This is a genomic window from Limosilactobacillus antri DSM 16041 (genome assembly GCF_000160835.1).
GTDB lineage: Bacteria > Bacillota > Bacilli > Lactobacillales > Lactobacillaceae > Limosilactobacillus > Limosilactobacillus antri.
In genome coordinates this window covers 98,926-115,076 of record NZ_GG700738.1, presented here as the reverse complement: position 1 = coordinate 115,076, position 16,151 = coordinate 98,926, and the positions used below count along the sequence as shown (strand labels likewise).

The 16,151-nt window shown below is 55.0% G+C and carries 17 protein-coding genes; 3 read left to right on the top strand and 14 right to left on the bottom strand.

From position 1 onward, the window contains the following. Nucleotides 1-16 precede the first annotated feature (16 nt). The 14 genes from ispE to sufC form a co-directional block, all read right to left on the bottom strand. Complete coding sequence (ispE, locus tag HMPREF0494_RS10100; RefSeq protein ID WP_040459065.1) at nt 17-868, bottom strand: 4-(cytidine 5'-diphospho)-2-C-methyl-D-erythritol kinase; 852 nt, start codon at nt 866-868, stop codon at nt 17-19. A gap of 205 nt (nt 869-1,073) precedes the next feature. Beyond that, a complete protein-coding gene (locus HMPREF0494_RS10095; RefSeq protein WP_007124872.1) occupies nt 1,074-1,316 on the bottom strand; it encodes a Veg family protein in 243 nt (80 codons plus the stop codon). Between the two features lie 96 nt (nt 1,317-1,412). Then, nucleotides 1,413-2,306, bottom strand: coding sequence for a 16S rRNA (adenine(1518)-N(6)/adenine(1519)-N(6))-dimethyltransferase RsmA (gene rsmA, locus HMPREF0494_RS10090; protein ID WP_007124871.1), 894 nt, complete (start codon nt 2,304-2,306; stop codon nt 1,413-1,415). After that, complete coding sequence (gene rnmV / locus HMPREF0494_RS10085; RefSeq protein ID WP_007124870.1) at nt 2,299-2,865, bottom strand: ribonuclease M5; 567 nt, start codon at nt 2,863-2,865, stop codon at nt 2,299-2,301. The genes rsmA and rnmV overlap by 8 nt, the downstream gene beginning before the upstream one ends. Next, nucleotides 2,852-3,667, bottom strand: coding sequence for a TatD family hydrolase (locus tag HMPREF0494_RS10080; RefSeq protein WP_007124869.1), 816 nt, complete (start codon nt 3,665-3,667; stop codon nt 2,852-2,854). Before HMPREF0494_RS10080 ends, rnmV begins: the two co-directional genes overlap by 14 nt. 3 nt (nt 3,668-3,670) lie before the next feature. Then, the gene (gene metG, locus HMPREF0494_RS10075; protein WP_007124868.1) at nt 3,671-5,695 is read right to left on the bottom strand and encodes a methionine--tRNA ligase; all 2,025 of its coding nucleotides are present in this window, start codon (nt 5,693-5,695) and stop codon (nt 3,671-3,673) included. Between the two features lie 64 nt (nt 5,696-5,759). After that, the gene (locus HMPREF0494_RS10070; protein WP_007124867.1) at nt 5,760-6,614 is read right to left on the bottom strand and encodes a DUF72 domain-containing protein; all 855 of its coding nucleotides are present in this window, start codon (nt 6,612-6,614) and stop codon (nt 5,760-5,762) included. Between the two features lie 477 nt (nt 6,615-7,091). Continuing rightward, nucleotides 7,092-7,976, bottom strand: coding sequence for a helix-turn-helix domain-containing protein (locus tag HMPREF0494_RS10065; RefSeq protein ID WP_007124865.1), 885 nt, complete (start codon nt 7,974-7,976; stop codon nt 7,092-7,094). Between the two features lie 17 nt (nt 7,977-7,993). Next, a complete protein-coding gene (locus HMPREF0494_RS10060) occupies nt 7,994-8,326 on the bottom strand; it encodes a metal-sulfur cluster assembly factor (RefSeq protein WP_007124864.1) in 333 nt (110 codons plus the stop codon). A gap of 18 nt (nt 8,327-8,344) precedes the next feature. Next, nucleotides 8,345-9,754: a Fe-S cluster assembly protein SufB gene (gene sufB, locus HMPREF0494_RS10055; RefSeq protein ID WP_007124863.1), complete on the bottom strand. Its 1,410-nt coding sequence runs from the start codon at nt 9,752-9,754 to the stop codon at nt 8,345-8,347. Beyond that, a complete protein-coding gene (gene sufU / locus HMPREF0494_RS10050; RefSeq protein ID WP_007124862.1) occupies nt 9,751-10,209 on the bottom strand; it encodes a Fe-S cluster assembly sulfur transfer protein SufU in 459 nt (152 codons plus the stop codon). The genes sufB and sufU overlap by 4 nt, the downstream gene beginning before the upstream one ends. Beyond that, entirely contained in the window at nt 10,196-11,434 is a 1,239-nt protein-coding gene (locus HMPREF0494_RS10045) for a cysteine desulfurase (RefSeq protein WP_007124861.1), read from the bottom strand. Before HMPREF0494_RS10045 ends, sufU begins: the two co-directional genes overlap by 14 nt. Beyond that, a complete protein-coding gene (gene sufD, locus HMPREF0494_RS10040) occupies nt 11,415-12,701 on the bottom strand; it encodes a Fe-S cluster assembly protein SufD (RefSeq protein ID WP_007124860.1) in 1,287 nt (428 codons plus the stop codon). The genes HMPREF0494_RS10045 and sufD overlap by 20 nt, the downstream gene beginning before the upstream one ends. Nucleotides 12,702-12,712: 11 nt before the next feature. Further along, on the bottom strand, nt 12,713-13,510 hold the full coding sequence (gene sufC / locus HMPREF0494_RS10035; protein ID WP_007124859.1) for a Fe-S cluster assembly ATPase SufC: 798 nt from the start codon (nt 13,508-13,510) through the stop codon (nt 12,713-12,715). Between the two features lie 200 nt (nt 13,511-13,710). Between sufC and HMPREF0494_RS10030 the strand changes: the two genes are divergently transcribed. From HMPREF0494_RS10030 to HMPREF0494_RS11310, 3 genes are read left to right on the top strand one after another with little or no spacing between them, the layout of a single operon-like run. Further along, nucleotides 13,711-13,920 carry a FeoA family protein gene (locus HMPREF0494_RS10030; RefSeq protein ID WP_040459064.1) on the top strand — a complete coding sequence of 70 codons (210 nt, stop codon included), beginning with the start codon at nt 13,711-13,713 and terminating at the stop codon, nt 13,918-13,920. After that, entirely contained in the window at nt 13,920-15,908 is a 1,989-nt protein-coding gene (feoB, locus tag HMPREF0494_RS10025) for a ferrous iron transport protein B (RefSeq protein ID WP_007124857.1), read from the top strand. Before HMPREF0494_RS10030 ends, feoB begins: the two co-directional genes overlap by 1 nt. A 13-nt stretch (nt 15,909-15,921) precedes the next feature. Continuing rightward, the gene (locus HMPREF0494_RS11310; protein WP_007124856.1) at nt 15,922-16,095 is read left to right on the top strand and encodes a hypothetical protein; all 174 of its coding nucleotides are present in this window, start codon (nt 15,922-15,924) and stop codon (nt 16,093-16,095) included. The last annotated feature ends 56 nt before the right edge of the window (nt 16,096-16,151 follow it).

Genomic DNA, 16,151 nt, shown 5'->3' with positions numbered 1-16,151 from the left:
TGTTTATCATTATCACTTACAGCAGCGTCACCACGTGAACATCGCGGCAAAAGCCACTGATGCTGTTTTGAATTCGTTTCGCCCGGGACGCGGTGTGGCAAATTGCAAAGACGGTCGGTCCCGTCCCACTCATCTGCGCCACGTCAGCGCCTAAGCTCGCCATTTTATCCTTAAGCCGGCGAATTTCGGGATAAAAGCTCATCGTCACGGGTTCCAAAACGTTGCCCATGTACTTGACCGCCTCCTGCCAGTCCTGCGCCCGTAGGCTAGCGATCAGCCGCTCATTATCAAGGTGCTTCAACTGCTCATAGTTAATCTGCCGTAAAATTTGGGGCGTCGAAACACTGATCTGCTGCTTGGCAATTACGGCCCAGTAGTGCGGCTGCGCAGGCAGCAGCTCGATTTCTTCGCCGTGCCCGGTCACATGCGCCAGCCGGCTGTACACGCAGTATGGTACGTCGGAGTCAATCGTCAGCGCAATCTTGGCAAGCTCAGCCAGCGAAAGGCCCAGCCGCCAAATATTGTTAAGGGCCCGCAAAACGGCGGCCGCGTCCGAAGAGCCGCCCCCCAAGCCGGCCGCAACGGGGATGTTCTTGCGAATGTGGATTGTTACCCCCTCGCGGCAGTGAAAGCGGCTTTTAAGAATGTGGGCCGCCTGGTAGGCCAGGTTGCGCTGGTCGTTGGGCAAAAAGCCGCTGTCGGTATACACCTTAATCGTTGTTGGCCGCTGGTGCGTTTCCACAGTCACGTAATCCGCCAGATCCGCCGAAGTCATCACCATATCCCACCGGGGCGAGCCGTCAAAATAACGCATCGGCGTATCCAAGCTCAAGTTGAGCTTTGCCGGTGCTTTTTCGGTTACACGCATTACCATCCCTCCCCATCGCAAGTTATTCTTAGTTTGATTATACTAATGAGCTAATTAAACGGCAAGTTGAACCGGCGGGCTGGTAATATTAAAGCGGCTGGTGAGAAAAAAAGAGGCTGGGATGAACTCAGCCTCTTTGCTATTTTAAAGATAGTAATGCAACAACGCAGTAGCTGGCTGGCAGTTGTTTCCTACTCCCTTACTCTTAACCCTCTTCACCGAAGGCCAGCGAAATATTATGGGTCAATAAGTCGGTGTAACTGTACGAAATCCGGTCGGGCGCTCCCTTGCCATCATTTAGGTGAACAACGAAGATGGCCGGATAAGTCTTGCTTAAAACACCATGATGGGTTGCCACCCGCTTCCGACCAGCCTGAGCCTTGATGAGGACTGGTTCCCCAATCCGATCATCTAATTCTTTTTTGATTTCAACAATTGATTCTGGCACTATAACTTCACCTCACTGCGTTAGAACAGTACCTGTGCTCAACACGAAACAATTAATATTATCATTTTATTATAACAAAGTCAATAATATTAGATCTTAGAGGAGCTGGGCCGCATGGAGGGCGTTGGCCAGTTTGATAAATTGTTCCAGGGTGAGCCGCTCGGGGCGGGTCTGCGGCGAGATTGCCAACTGCGTCAAGATCGCCTGCAGCTGCTCCTTAACCGCAGGCTGCTTGCCAACCGCAGCCTGCAGGTTATTCCAGAGGCTCTTCCGCCGGTGGGCAAAGCAAGCCCGGATGAAGCCAAACAGTTTCTGCTTGTCAAATGGTTCCACCGCCAGCGGGGTTGCCCGCGGCTTCAAAACCACGATTGCGGAGTCAACATTGGGGGCTGGGACAAAGACCCGCCGGGAAACGTTAAAGGCAATCTCCGCCGTCATCTGATACTCAATCGCCAGGGTTAACGCGCCATACTGCTTCGTTCCCGGCTGGGCCGTCAACCGCTGAGCAACTTCCTTTTGCATCATGACGCAGATTGCTGCCCAGTCCACCGGCGCGGCAAGCAGGTTCATCAAAATCGGGCTGGTAATGTAGTAGGGCAGGTTAGCGACCACCTTAACCGGTTTGGCAGGGTCCGCAAACTGCTGCTTGATGAGTTCCGGCAGGTTCGCCTGCAGGACGTCCTGGTTTAAAACCGTGACGTTATCGTACGGGGCCAGCACCTCCGCCAGGACCGGGATCAGATCCTGGTCAATTTCGAGGGCCAGCACTTCTCCTGCGGCTTGGGCCAGCTGTTCCGTTAGCGCCCCGATTCCTGGGCCAATTTCAATCACGTTATCGTCCTTGCTGATTTCGGCCGCGGAAACAATGTTTTTCAGCACGTTCAGGTCGGTCAAGAAGTTCTGACCGAACCCCTTTTTGGTGTGAATCCCGTACTTTTCCATGATGGCCCGGGTGCGCGTCCGACTGCCAATTTCCGGTGTCTTACTCATTGTCTTCCTCCCGATTAATCTGCTGTACGGCCTGGCTAAACTGTGCTGGAGCAATCCGGAACATATTCAGGCGGTGAACCAGCTGCTTGCCGTTGCCGTAGCCAATCCCCAGCAGCTGGCCCAACCGTTCCCGGCGTTTCCGGGCCCGCGGATTGCCAACCAGGCCCGCGTTCTGGAGGTCGTGCTGGGTATAGGCGTTCGTTTCTGCTCCCGCCTCGGTGTAGAGGTGGGCCAGCGCGGCCCTGATTACCTCTGGCGCCGCGTGTTCAACGCCTAAACTGCCGTGGGTGCCGTGCGGGACCCCCTGCTGGCGTTCAATAAAGGCGTGCTTGACTCCCGGAATTGCGGCCCCAATCAGCTTGCGGAGCCGCTCCCCGTTGAAATCGGGGTCCGTAAATACAATCAGTCCCCGACTGGCCTGCAATTTTTTCAGCCGGGCCAGGTCGGCATCATTCAGCGCTGAGCCATTCGTTTCATAGGTGTCGGCAGCGACCGCCCGTTCAATCTGCTTGGTGTCGTCTTTGCCCTCAACCACAATTACTTCTTTAATCTTCGTCATCTTTTTGATCCTTTAGAAATAGCCGGCTGGCGTTCAGGTAAGTTCGGTAAGCTACCTGCTCCGGTGCCAGCTGCTTTAACTCCGCGATTGCGTCCACGACAAACTTGGTAAAGGCCGGCTCATTTTGCTTTCCCCGGTACGGGGCGGGAGTCAGGTAGGGGGCGTCGGTTTCAACCATCATCCGCGATAGGGGAACCGCCCGCACCGCGGCATGGACCTCCTCGGCACTGCCAAAACTAGCGACCCCGCTGAAGGAAATCGCCATTCCCAGCTCCATAAACTTCGCCGCCCAGTCCGGCGACCCGTTAAAGCTGTGCATGACCCCGCCAAACTCATCGACGTGGGCGTCCTTGAGGAGCGCGTAGGTATCCGCCAGCGCCTCGCGGCAGTGGATTGATACCGGCAGGCCGAGCTGACGCGCCCAGTCCAGCTGCTGGGCAAAGACCGCCTGCTGTTGGTCATGGGGCGACTGCTGGTCATTATAGTAGTCCAACCCGATCTCGCCGATGGCCACGACCCGCGGATCCTGTAATTGCTGCCACAATTGTGCCTGCGCGGCGGCATTAAATTCCCGAATGTCCTCGGGATGCCAGCCGATAATCGGGTGGAGGTTCGGGTATCGCTGCCCCAGTGCCAGTGCCCGCTGGTTAAGCTTTGCGTTAGAACCCACGATATTCAGCTGGGTGACCCCGTAATGCGCCGCCCGGTCGATAAATGCCGGAACGTCATCATAGAACGGGTCGTCGTTAAGGTGGGTGTGGGAGTCATAGACCTGACGCCATTCTTGTTGCCGCTTTCCCATTGCTTAGCCGAGCTCCAATCCTGGTTCCAGGCTGTCGTCAACCGTGACGACTTGAACCTGACCATCCTTTTCAACCGAAAGGAGCATCCCCTGGCTCAGCTCGCCACGCATCTTCCGTGGCTTCAGGTTCGCCACGATCACGACCTTCTTGCCAACCAGGACTTCCGGTTCTGGATACCACTTGGCGATTCCAGACAGGATCTGGCGGCCTTCCGCCGTCCCGTCATCCATGTGGAACTTCAAGAGCTTATCGGCCCCTTCCACGTGGCCTGCGGCGGTAATCTTAGCGACCTTCAAGTCGACCTTGTCAAAGGCTTCGATCCGAATCAGCTTTTTACCGTCAGTTGCAACTTCTGGCTGCTTTTCCGCAGCCTTCTTGGCTTCTTCCATTGCCTTCCGTCCCTTCTTCTTTTGGTTCGCGCTCATCTTGCTCTTAATAAACTCGACTTCTTCGTTGACGTCCAGCCGGGGGAAAATTGGTGTCCCCTTCGCAACCACCTGGCTGCTTGCCGGGAAGTCGTTGAAGTCCAGGTCGGTCAGGCTGATGGCTTCTGCTGGCAGGCCCAGTTGCCGGCAAATTTCCTTCGGTGCGTCCGGCATTACCGGCTGGAGCAGGGCGGCAATCACCCGGAGGCTCTTCGCCAGGTGGGTCATCACGTCGGACAATTCTGCCTGCTTGCTGTCATCCTTAGCCAATACCCACGGTTCGGTTTCGTCAATGTACTTATTGGCCCGCGAAACCAGCTTCCAAACCGCCGCCAGGGCGTCCGCAAAGTGGGTCTTGTCCATTTCCTGCTTGTATTCAGCAACCGCTTGGGCCGCAGTATCCTCCAGGTCGGCATCATAAGCCGTCTGGGCATCGTTAGTCCCCTGAATACGACCATTCTGGTACTTGTTAATCATGGCAACGGTCCGGTTCAACAGGTTCCCCAGGTCATTTGCCAGGTCGAAGTTAACCTTGTCGACAAAGTCTTCGGGACTGAAGACCCCGTCGTTGCCGAATGGCATTGCCCGCAGGAGGTAGTAACGGGTGGCGTCGAGGCCATACCGGTCCACCAGTGTTTCCGGGTAAATCACGTTGCCCTTCGACTTCGACATCTTGCCGTCCTTCATCGTCAGCCAGCCGTGACCGATGACGTGCTTTGGCAGCGGCAAGCCAAGGGCGTGGAGCATGATTGGCCAGTAGATCGTGTGGAAGCGGACGATCTCCTTGCCGACCATGTGGACGTCGGCCGGCCAGTACTTCTTGAAGAGGCTGTCATCAGCCGAGCCGTAGCCCAGCGCGGTAATATAGTTGGACAGGGCGTCAATCCACACGTAAACCACGTGCTGCGGATCGTTTGGCACCTTAACCCCCCAGTTAAAGGAAGTCCGGGTAACGGCCAGGTCTTCCAGGCCCGGCTTTAAGAAGTTGTTGACCATTTCGTTCATCCGTGTGTGGGGTTCGATGAAGTCCGGATGATCCTGGTAGTACTTCATCAGCCAGTCGGCATACTTGCTCATCTTGAAGAAGTAGGATTCTTCCTTCACCAGTTGGACTTCGTGACCGGATGGGGCCTTCCCGCCGATTACCTTACCGTTATCATCGCGGTAGACTTCCGCCAATTGGCTTTCGGTAAAGTATTCTTCGTCATCGACCGAGTACCAGCCGGTATACTCGCCCTTGTAAATGTCACCCTGGTCCAAAAACTTTTGGAAAATCTTCTGAACGGCCCGTTCGTGGTAGTCGTCAGTCGTCCGGATAAACTTGTCGTTGGTAATTTTCAGTGTCTGCCAAAGCTGCTTGATTCCAGCAGCCATTTGGTCCACGTATTCCTGAGGCTGCATCCCGAGCTTGTCGGCCTTTTGTTCAATCTTTAGGCCGTGCTCATCAGTTCCCGTCAGGAAGAACACGTCGTACCCACTCAGCCGTTTGAAACGTGCTTCCGCGTCACAGGCAACCGTCGTATAGGAGTTACCGATGTGCAGCTTACCAGATGGATAGTAAATGGGTGTCGTAATGTAATAAGTTGGTTTCTGTGTAGCCATATGAGGCCCCTCTTTCTCATTAAAGATAGTATTGACGTTTAGTATAGCATAGATGGGAGTGGGCTTAAAACAGGTCTAGCTGTTCTGGCGACCGCGGTGCCAGGCCCGTAAACTGAACCCCCATCATCTTTTGCAGGGCCAGGGCGTTTGGCGCGGCGTCCTTGCCTGAATTATTGTTAAAGATAACGCAGACTTCCCGCGGTTGGGGAGCCAGTTCCCGAATCTGCCGGGCAAATTCCGCTAATTCCTGGTCCGAATACTTGTAGAGAGTCCGGGTCTTGCGCCAGTTTTGTCCCTGGCTTGCCCACCCCCGCTTATTCCGTCCGTGCAGCCGCAGCATCACCAGGTCTGGGTTGGTGGTCACCAGCTTGAAGGGCACCGTGGTCACCTGGTCGTGCGGCTCGTCAGCGGCCACCAGGGTAAATTTGAGGTCGTGGCAGTAGCTGACCAGTGCATCAACCACTCCCGGCTGGTACCAGCTGCTATTGCGCAGCTCCACGGCTACCGGGAGGTCCCCGAGCCAGGCGCGAACCATTTTCAGGTAGTCGATATCGGCCACGCTGGCATCAAAATAGGGTGGAAACTGAAACAGGATCGTTTTTAGCTGGCCGCTCGCGACTAAAGGGGCAATCGTCCGCCGGTACTGGACAAACAGCTGCTCAACTTCCCCCTTCTCTTGGTTACGCTTGTGGAGGGTCATCCCCTGGTTGGCCTTAACGATGAACTGGAAGTCCTCTGGAACCATCGTCAGCCAATTTTGAATTGTCTTCATTTGGGGAAGTGCGTAAAAAAACGTATCGACTTCCACCGTTGGAAAGTGCTGGGCGTACTCATTTAAGGTGACCGGCCGCTGCTCGCCGTGGATCAGCACCGGGTGTTCCGTCCAGGTCGTCATCCCCATCGTAATTTTTGCTGTCATTATACCCTCCTATCGCTCTTCCGTACTGACCACGATCACTGCACAATTGTCCCTGATCTGAGAAACTTGCTCAGTAATTTCTTATAATTGCCAAAAGAATTTATATTCATTATTCACCATTAGTTTAGCTATTGTATCAACGTTTATGCACTGCCAACCGTCAATATACAAGCAAGCCGCAACTAACGTGATAAATTATGCAACGGCTAAATTAGGACCCGCCTGCCGCGCCTTTGCTTCGCCCGGGCAAGATGGTATCTTTAATGTGAACAGTAATGAAGGGAGCGATCATAATGTTACTAAATTCAAAGTTCTTTACTTTCAGCAAAAAAGACAACCGGTCAAAGAAGAGCCGTAAATCTGGTTCATTACCCATCAAGGTTGATGGCAAGGTCGTCCTCTTTGCGTAGTAATTAAATCGTCATTTACTTAGTAAAACGCGGAATTGAGTCAATCTCAACTCCGCGTTTTAACTTATTACAAATCCGTCAGCTGTTTTTTGAGGGCCGCCGCCTGCAGTTCAACCACACTATTTCCGTTAAAGTGGGCAAAGACTAACGCCGCCGAGAGCAAACCGGCCACGGTCGCAGAGCTTTCGTCCGCCCGCATCGCGTTATTTGCCGCCAGCAGCTTCACCCGCGGCATAAACACGGTCAGGTAGCGGGCCGCACAGAGGCGGTTGACCTGAGCAAGCGTCTGGTTGCTGTCCCGCAGCCGTTTGCGAAGCGCTTGGTACTCCGCCACATAGTAGCACATCATCACGAGCCGCGCATACTGGGTGTTGGTCAGATCGGCGAGGCTTGCCGAGTTGGCAATTGTCCGGTGCAGGTAGTTAATCACCTTCGTGAAGAAGAATTCGGCGTTGCCCAGGCGGCTTTTCCGCGCGTATAAAATCCCGCAGCCCAGGTAAGCCAGCTGGGAAAAGGCCGTCTGGTGCTGTTCATCCAGCTTATCAAGGATCTGGGTGAAATTAAACATCGTCGTCGCCGTCTGGTTGCTCGTCAGGGTATCAATCATGCCCTTCAGGTAGTAATACTGCATCCGCGCCTTGTCGCTCGTCAGCTGCCGTTCCTTAACCTGGTTTAAAGTCTTAATCGCCAGGGGAAACTGCTCCCCAAGCAAAAAGTGTTCGGCTTGGTCCAGGAGTGTCCGCCGGTGGGCTTGGGGCGCCGCCGCCTGCTCGCTAAGTTCCCCCAGGGAAATTTCAAGGCGCTGGCAGAGCTGCTCCAAAATCTTGACCGAGGGGATCCGGCCCTTGTTCTCAAACTTGCTCAGGGTGGACTGCGTACAAATTCCGGCACACAGCTCCGCCTGGGAGAAGCCCAATCGTTTGCGCTGCTGGACAAATTTGCGGATATCCATTCCTCATTCAGCCCCTTTTAACCATGCAATCCAAGTGCAATCTTAGCGAACCGGCTCATCCGGTCAATCCCCCAGGCTGGTTCCCAGACCAGGTTGATCTTGCAGTCGTTCACGCCGTCGACCGAGGTGGCCGCCTTGGTAATCGCCTCGTTCAAGAAGTCCCCCAGCGGGCAGCCCATTGTGGTCAGGGTCATCGTGATAATGCAATGGCCATCTTCATCCACCTGGACATCGTAAATCAGGCCGAGGTTGACCAGGTCAATGCCCAGTTCAGGATCGATGACCTGTTCCAGCGCTCCCATGACCGCGTCTTCCGTCGGTGAATACTGCCGTTCTTGTTCATCCGCCATGCTTGATTCCTCCTTTGCCTAGCCGATTGAGCCTTCCATTTCAAAGCTGATCAGCCGGTTCAATTCGACCGCGTACTCCATCGGCAGCTGCTTGGTGAACGGCTCCACGAAGCCCATGATAATCATCTCAGTGGCCTTGGCTTCGGAAATTCCCCGGCTCATCAGGTAGTAGAGCTGCTCTTCGGAAATCTTGGAAACCTTCGCCTCGTGCTCCATCGCCACGTGGGCATTGTCAATTTCATTGTAGGGAATCGTATCCGATGAGGACCGGTCGTCCATGATGATCGTGTCACACTCAACGTGGGCCTTGGAGCCGTCGGAATACTTGCCGAAGCGAACCGTTCCCCGGTAGTCCGTCGACCCGCCGGTCTTGGCGATTGACTTGGAAACAATCGAGCTGGAGGTGTTCTTGGCATTGTGAATCATCCGGGCACCGGAATCCTGGTGAATCCCGTTGCTGGCCACCGCAATCGATAGCATCGTCCCCCGGGCACCCTCACCATTCAGGTACACGCTTGGGTACTTCATCGTCACCTTGGAACCGAGGTTGCCGTCGACCCATTCCATCGTGGCGTTTTCGGCCGCCGCCGCCCGTTTGGTTTCCAGGCTGTACACGTTATCGGACCAGTTTTGAATGGTCGTGTAACGGCAGTAGGCGTCCTTGCAGACGTTCACCTCGACCACCGCCGCGTGCAGGCTATCGGAAGAGTAGTTTGGCGCCGTACAGCCTTCAACATAGTCCACACTGGCCCCTTCATCGACGATAATCAGGGTCCGCTCAAACTGGCCGGTGTTTTCCGCGTTCAAACGGAAGTAGGACTGGATCGGGGTCGTCGTCTTAACGCCCTTTGGCACGTAGATAAAGGAACCCCCGGACCAGACCGCCGCGTTTAGGGCTGCAAACTTATTATCGGTTGGCTGGACCAGCTTGCCGAACCACTTCTTGAAAAGGTCCGGGTATTCCCGGAGGGCGGTGTCGGTATCGGTGAAGATGATGCCGAGCTTAGCAAATTCATTCTTCATGTTGTGGTAAACCACTTCTGATTCGTACTGGGCTGAGGACCCGGCCAGGTACTTCCGCTCAGCTTCAGGAACCCCAAGCCGGTCAAAGGTCTTTTTCAGGTCCTCCGGTACGTCCTTCCAGTCACGGAACTTCTTGTCCGTCATCTTCTGGTAGTAGAGCATATTTTTCAGGTCCAGTTCGGACAGGTTCGGGCCAAACTTCGGCATCGGCAGCTTCTTGTAGATGTGGTAGGCCTTGAGCCGGTAATCTAGCATCCACTGCGGCTCGTGTTTGGCCGCCGAAATCTGCCGCACAACCTCCTCGGTCAGCCCCCGGCCCGTGGAATAGACCGGCTTCACATCGTCGTGGAAGCCATATTCGTACTGTTCATCGCCGTTTACGATGCTTGCTGCATCCTCGCTCATTGCTCTTCCTCCTCATCGTCTGTTTTCAACAAGGCCCGTTGCAGTGCCCACCAGGAAATCGTGGCGCACTTAATCCGGGCCGGGAATTCCATAATGCTGGTCAGAATTTGGGCATCCCCCAGCTGTTCAAGGTCGGCCTGGGAATGCTGCTTGCCGATTGCCATGTCGGAAAAGGTCTTTGCCATCGCCAGGGCCTCGTCAGTTGTTTTTCCCTTCACGGCCTCGGTCATCATGCTGGCTGAAGCCTGGCTGATCGTACAGCCCGAACCGGAATAGCCGATATCCTTGATCCGGCCGTCTTCCACATCGACGGCCACGTTGATGGTATCGCCGCAAGTCGGGTTGTGGACCGTCATCTTGCTCGTGGCTTCCGGAATGTCGTGTTTATTGTGCGGGTGATTGGCATGGTCCAAAATCACCTCACGGTATAAGCCGTTTAACTTAGATAGTCCCACCGTTAAAGAACTCCTTTGTTGCCTTGATGGCATTAATCAGTTGATCTGCATCTTCTTGCGTATTGTAAAAGTAGAAACTTGCCCGGGTCGTGGCGTCCACTCCCAGGGCAGCCATCAGCGGCTGTGCACAGTGGTGGCCAGCCCGGACTGCCACCCCTTCGGCGTCCAAGGCGGTCGCAACGTCATGCGGGTGGAGCTTATCCATGTTAAAAGCAATCACCCCGGTGTGCGCTTGCGGGTCCTGGGGCCCGTACACCGTAACGTAAGGCAACGCTTCGAGCCGTGGCAAAACGTAGTTCACCAGTTCCTGTTCCTTGGCCGCCACCTGGTTCATCCCGATCCGTTCGAGGTAGTCAACCGCGGTTCCCAGGGCAATCGCCCCGGCAATGTTTTGCGTCCCGGCTTCAAACTTGAAGGGGATGTCGGCAAACTCGGTCCGGTCCCGGTAGACCGCACTAATCATTTCCCCGCCGTACTGGTAAGGGGGCATCTCCCGCAACAAGTCGGCCTTGCCATAGAGGACCCCGATCCCGGTCGGGCCCATCATCTTGTGGCCGGAAAAGGCGTAGAAGTCAACGTCAAGGTCCTGGACATCAACCGGCATATGCGGCACGGACTGGGCCCCGTCGCCAACGATAATTGCGCCGTGCTGGTGGGCTAGTCGGGCCAGCTCCTTGAGCGGGTTGATGGTACCTAAAACATTGCTGGCGTGGGCCACGGCGACAATCTTCGTCTTATCGGTAATCTTTTGTTCGGCATCCGCCATGTCCAGCGTCCCCTCCGGGCTCAATTCAATGTACTTGAGCTTGGCGTGCTTTTTGATTGCCAGCTGCTGCCAGGGAATCAGGTTGCTGTGGTGTTCCATGATTGAGATCACGATTTCGTCGCCATCATGGATATTCTGTTCCCCGTAGGTTGAGGCCACCAGGTTCAGGCCATCGGTACAGCCCTTGGTAAAGATAATTTCCCGGTTGTCCGCGGCGTTGATGAAGTGCTGGACCTTCTTCCGGGCTTCCTCGTACTGGGTCGTTGCCCGTTCCGCCAGGGTATGAACACCCCGGTGGACGTTAGCGTTATCGTGCTCGTAAAAGTGGACCAGGCTGTCGACTACCTGCCGGGGTTTCTGGGCCGTGGCCGCGTTATCCAGGTAGGCAAGCCGCTCCCCGTTCACCTGCTGGTCCAGGATCGGAAAGTCATTTGATAAATCATTGATATTGCTGGCCATCGGTAAGCTTCCTTTCTAGAATGTCCACTAGTTTGTTCCGGACGTCCGCGGCTGGGATAGCACTCAACACGGCCCCCAAGAAGCCCCGGATCACCATCCGTTCCGCCTGCTTGCGGGGGATCCCCCGGCTCATCAGGTAGTACATCTGGTGGGGGTCAACCGGACCGACACTGGCTGCGTGCCCGGCTTCCACGTCGTTTTCGTCAATTAACAGGATCGGGTTGGCATCACCGCGCGCCTGGTCCGACATAATCAGGACCCGGTTCTGCTGGTCGGCCTTGGCACCGTGCGCACCGTGAATAATCTGCCCGATCCCATTGAAGATCAGTTCAGATTTTTCGAGGATCACTCCCCGTTGGTTAATCAGGCCGGTCGTGTGCTTGCCACGGTTGGTCACCCGGTTGTTGACCCCGACCTCCTGCTGGCGGGTCGTGACCGCAATCATCTTTGAGTTGGCGTAGCCGCCCTCACCGAGCAGTTCAGAATCCATATCACCGACCGTGTCGCCATCGTTCATCAGACCAACCGCCCATTCGACGTGGGCATCACGGCCAATATCAGCCCGCCGCTTGAAGTAGGTATGGGTCTGGGCCCCCAGTTCATCCAGGGACGAAAAGTCAATTTCACTATTATCGCGGGCAATCAGCTCAATCATCATGTTCGCTGGATTAGCCTGGTCGCCAACCGTGGTCAGGTGCTGGATAAACTTAACCTTGCTACCCCGGTCTGCCACCACCAGGATGTGGGAAAGCAGGGGCTGGTCCTGGGTATTGTCCTGCACCAGTTCGGCTTCAATCGGCTTTTCAATTTCAACGTTCTTCGGGACGTAAAGGAACAGGCCGGCATTCAGGTAGGCCACGTGATAAGCCGTCAGCAGGTTTTCGTCTGCCTTAATTGCCGACATAAAATACTTTTCAAACAGTTCGGGGTACTGCCGGGCCGCGGTGAAAATATCAGTCAGCACCACGCCCGCCGCCCGTAGGCGTTCCGGGATGTGAATTTGGACGGTCGTTTGCCCTACCTGGGTTACCCGAATCACCTCATCATCTGGAGCGATTGCTTCGAGTTTGGGATCCGAAGCCACCCATTGAAGGGGCTGGTCAGCAACCAATGGCCAGTCCTGAAACTTAAACCGCTGCATCCGGGGCAGGTGAAGGCGGGCCATCAGGTCCCGGGCCGCCAGCCGCCGTTCCAATAAGCTGGCTGGCTCATCGTTCTGCTGGCTGGCTGCGGTCAGCTGCTGTTTTGCTTCTGCTAAATTAGTCATGCCAACACCCCCTAGTCCTCATCATCGACCAGTTTGATGTCTAAGCCCAATTCGTCGCGCAGACCCGCGTAGCCCTCATCTTCCAGCTTCTTGGCCAGTTCTGGGCCGCCGGTCTTAACGATTTGGCCGCCCATCATCACGTGGACGGTGTCCGGCACGATGTAGTTCAACAGGCGCTGGTAGTGAGTGATGATCAGGGAGCCGAAGTTGTCGCCCCGCATGGAGTTAACCCCCTTGGCGACCACCTTTAAGGCGTCGATGTCCAAGCCGGAGTCGATTTCGTCTAGGATGGCAAAGGTCGGTTCAATCATCAGCAGCTGTAAAATTTCGTTCCGCTTCTTTTCCCCGCCGGAGAAGCCTTCGTTGAGGTAGCGCTCAGTCATCTTTTGGCTCATGTCCAACAGGCTAAGGTTCTTATCGAGCTTTTTGATAAAGTCCATGACGGAAATCTGGTCGTCTTCCGGCCGCCGGGCATTGATGGCGGCCCGGAGAAATTCGGCGTTGGTAACCCCCTGGATTTCGGCCGGGTACTGCATCGCTAGGAACAGGCCCTTCCGTGCTCGTTCGTCAACTGGCATTTCGAGGATACTTTCACCGTTCAAGAGAATGTCCCCCTGGGTCACATGGTAGCCCGGCTGTCCCATAATGGTCTGGGACAAAGTCGACTTCCCCGTCCCGTTTGGTCCCATGATGGCGTGAATTTCGCCAGTCTGCATTTGAAGGTTGACTCCCTTGAGGATTTCCTTTTCCTTCTTACTCTCCTCGTCCTTTACTGAAACATGCAAATCACGCACTTCAAGTGTGGCCATTTGTAAAGCATCCCCTTAATTTAATATTCCAAAATATTCCAAAAAATATCAGGTTTAAAATAATACACTTCTATTATAACCGAATATTTGCAAATTAAAACTTAATATTCAATTTTTCAACCGCTTCCAAGGTAGTATAATAAGTGTATAATAATTAGCTTTTTATATAGTATTGGAATAACAAATTATGAGGAAATAATATGATTAATCACCAATATATATTACAATCATTTAGCTGTCTGAGCCGGCCAACCGCCAGCCGCCTCCACAATATGGGGCTGTGCGAAGGCTGCCCGATCAAGGTAATCCAGCGGTACCCCTTTCACGGACCGGTAATTATTGAAAATAACCACCAGCGGATTGGCATTCGCTACCAGGACTTTGCCGCCTTGACGGAGGTTGACGCCTAATGACAAGTATTGCCCTGATCGGTAACCCCAATACTGGCAAGACCACCCTCTTTAACTCCCTCACCGACAAATACGCCGTCGTGGGGAATTGGACCGGCGTGACGGTCGATAAAAAGGTGGGAACGCTCAAACATTCTGCCATCCAGGTGGTTGACCTCCCCGGCGCCTATTCCCTCAACCCCCTAACCAAGGATGAGGCGGTCGTCGCCAAATACCTGCTGAATGACCAGCCGGATTTGATCTTAAACATCACCAACGCAAGCCAGCTCAAGCGCAACCTCCTCCTGACCATTGAGGTCTTGGAGCGGGGGCTACCGCTGATTTTAATCTTGAACATGATTGATGACCTCCGCCGCAGCGGCCAATCCTATGACCTGGTCTTAATCAGCCAGCGGTTAGGCTGTAAGGTCCTCACGACTAACGCCCGCGGCCACCAGGGGATCAAGGAGCTGCGCCAGCAAATCATCAACTACCAGGAGGTTCCGGCGCCCCAGCTGCGGCTCAACTATCCACCGATGCTCCAGCAGGCAATCCGCCAGGCAGCTGAGGCCCTTGAGGCAGACTTTAACTATTCTCCGGCCGTGGCCCGCTGGCTCGCAATCCAGTTTATCGACCAAAACAAGGCGATCCGGGAATACGCGGCAGTCCATCAGCTGACCCCGCTGACTAGCCAAGTCCGGTACTACGATGCCCAGCAGTTTGCTGACCAAATCTACAACACCCGGCTCGCCTTCATTGAGGACCTCTTGCACGACGCGGAGCAGCACGCGGCCCAGGGCGACAGCAGCCAGCTGACCGGTAAAATCGACAAGGTCGTCACCAACCCGATCTTGGGACTGCCGATCTTCGCGGGAATTTTCTACCTAATGTTTAAACTCTCGTTCGAGTGGGTGGGGACCCCCTTATCAGACGCCCTCGACTGGTTCCTGTCCGTTCCGGTTTCCAACACCGTCGACCACTGGCTGCTCCAGCTGGGCGCCATGGCGCCCCTGCGTTCGCTGATTGTGAACGGGCTGATCGCCGGAGTCGGCGGGGTGCTCGCCTTTATTCCGCAGATTTTCACCCTCTTCGCCTGCATTTCGCTTTTAGAGGACTCTGGCTACATGGCCCGGGCCGCGCTGGTCACCGACCGGCTGATGCAGATGATTGGGCTAAACGGCAAGTCCTTCATCCCGCTGATTATCGGCTTCGGTTGTAACGTGACCGGCATTATGGCGGCCCGAACGATTGAGCAGCCAAAGGAGCGGCTGGTCACCACCTTAATCATGCCGTTTATGAGCTGTTCAGCCCGGCTGCCGATTTACGGCCTGGTCGTGGCGGCCTTCTTCCCGCACCACCAGGCCCTGGTTGTCCTGTCCATCTACTTTTTGGGAATTGTGGTGGCTCTCCTGGTCGCTAAACTGTACCAAGTGCTGTTCCAGGTCAAGGAGCGGTCGGTGTTTATCATTGAGCTACCCGAATACCACCTGCCGCGTTTTGACGTGATCTGGCACGGGACCTGGGACAAGGGCAAGGGCTTTATCAAGAAGGCCGGGACCATCATCTTCGCCGGAACGGTCCTCATCTGGCTGCTGTCCAGTTTCGGTCCGACCGGCTTCGTCACGGATTCTACTAGGAGCTTTGCGGCGGCGCTCGGCCGCGGACTGGTTCCCTTCTTCCGCCCGCTGGGCATCGTCCAGTGGCAGGCAATCAGTGCCCTGTTCACCGGGATCCTGGCCAAGGAAGTCATTACGTCCAGCATGATGGTGATGTTCCACACCTCCAGCAAGGCCGTCCTCATTGCGGCACTCGGGCAATTCATGAACCCGGTCGCCGCTTACTCCCTGCTCGCTTTCGTTCTGCTCTACATCCCTTGTTTCGCCACCCTGGCAACTATTAAGGAGGAGACGGGATCGTTTAAGTGGGTCCTCTTCGCCGTTGTTTCGGGTCTGACAATCGCTTACTGCACGTCGTTTTTGATTTTCCAAATCGGTTCACTCATCTTTTAGGAGGGTTCTGCCCATGCAAATACTGTTAAACCTGCTGATTATCCTGGCAATCGTCAGCTGGGCCGTCGTTATCATTGTCCGCACCTTCCGCAAGGTCAAGGTCGGCGGCAAGTGCGCCGCCTGTGAATATGACTGTGCGGCCAAACGGCTCAAAAACCAGCACGACCAGGCGCTAATGAAGCATTAAAATAACGGTGCCCGCCGCCCGGGTATCGTTATAACATTCGGAACTAAAAAGTTGGA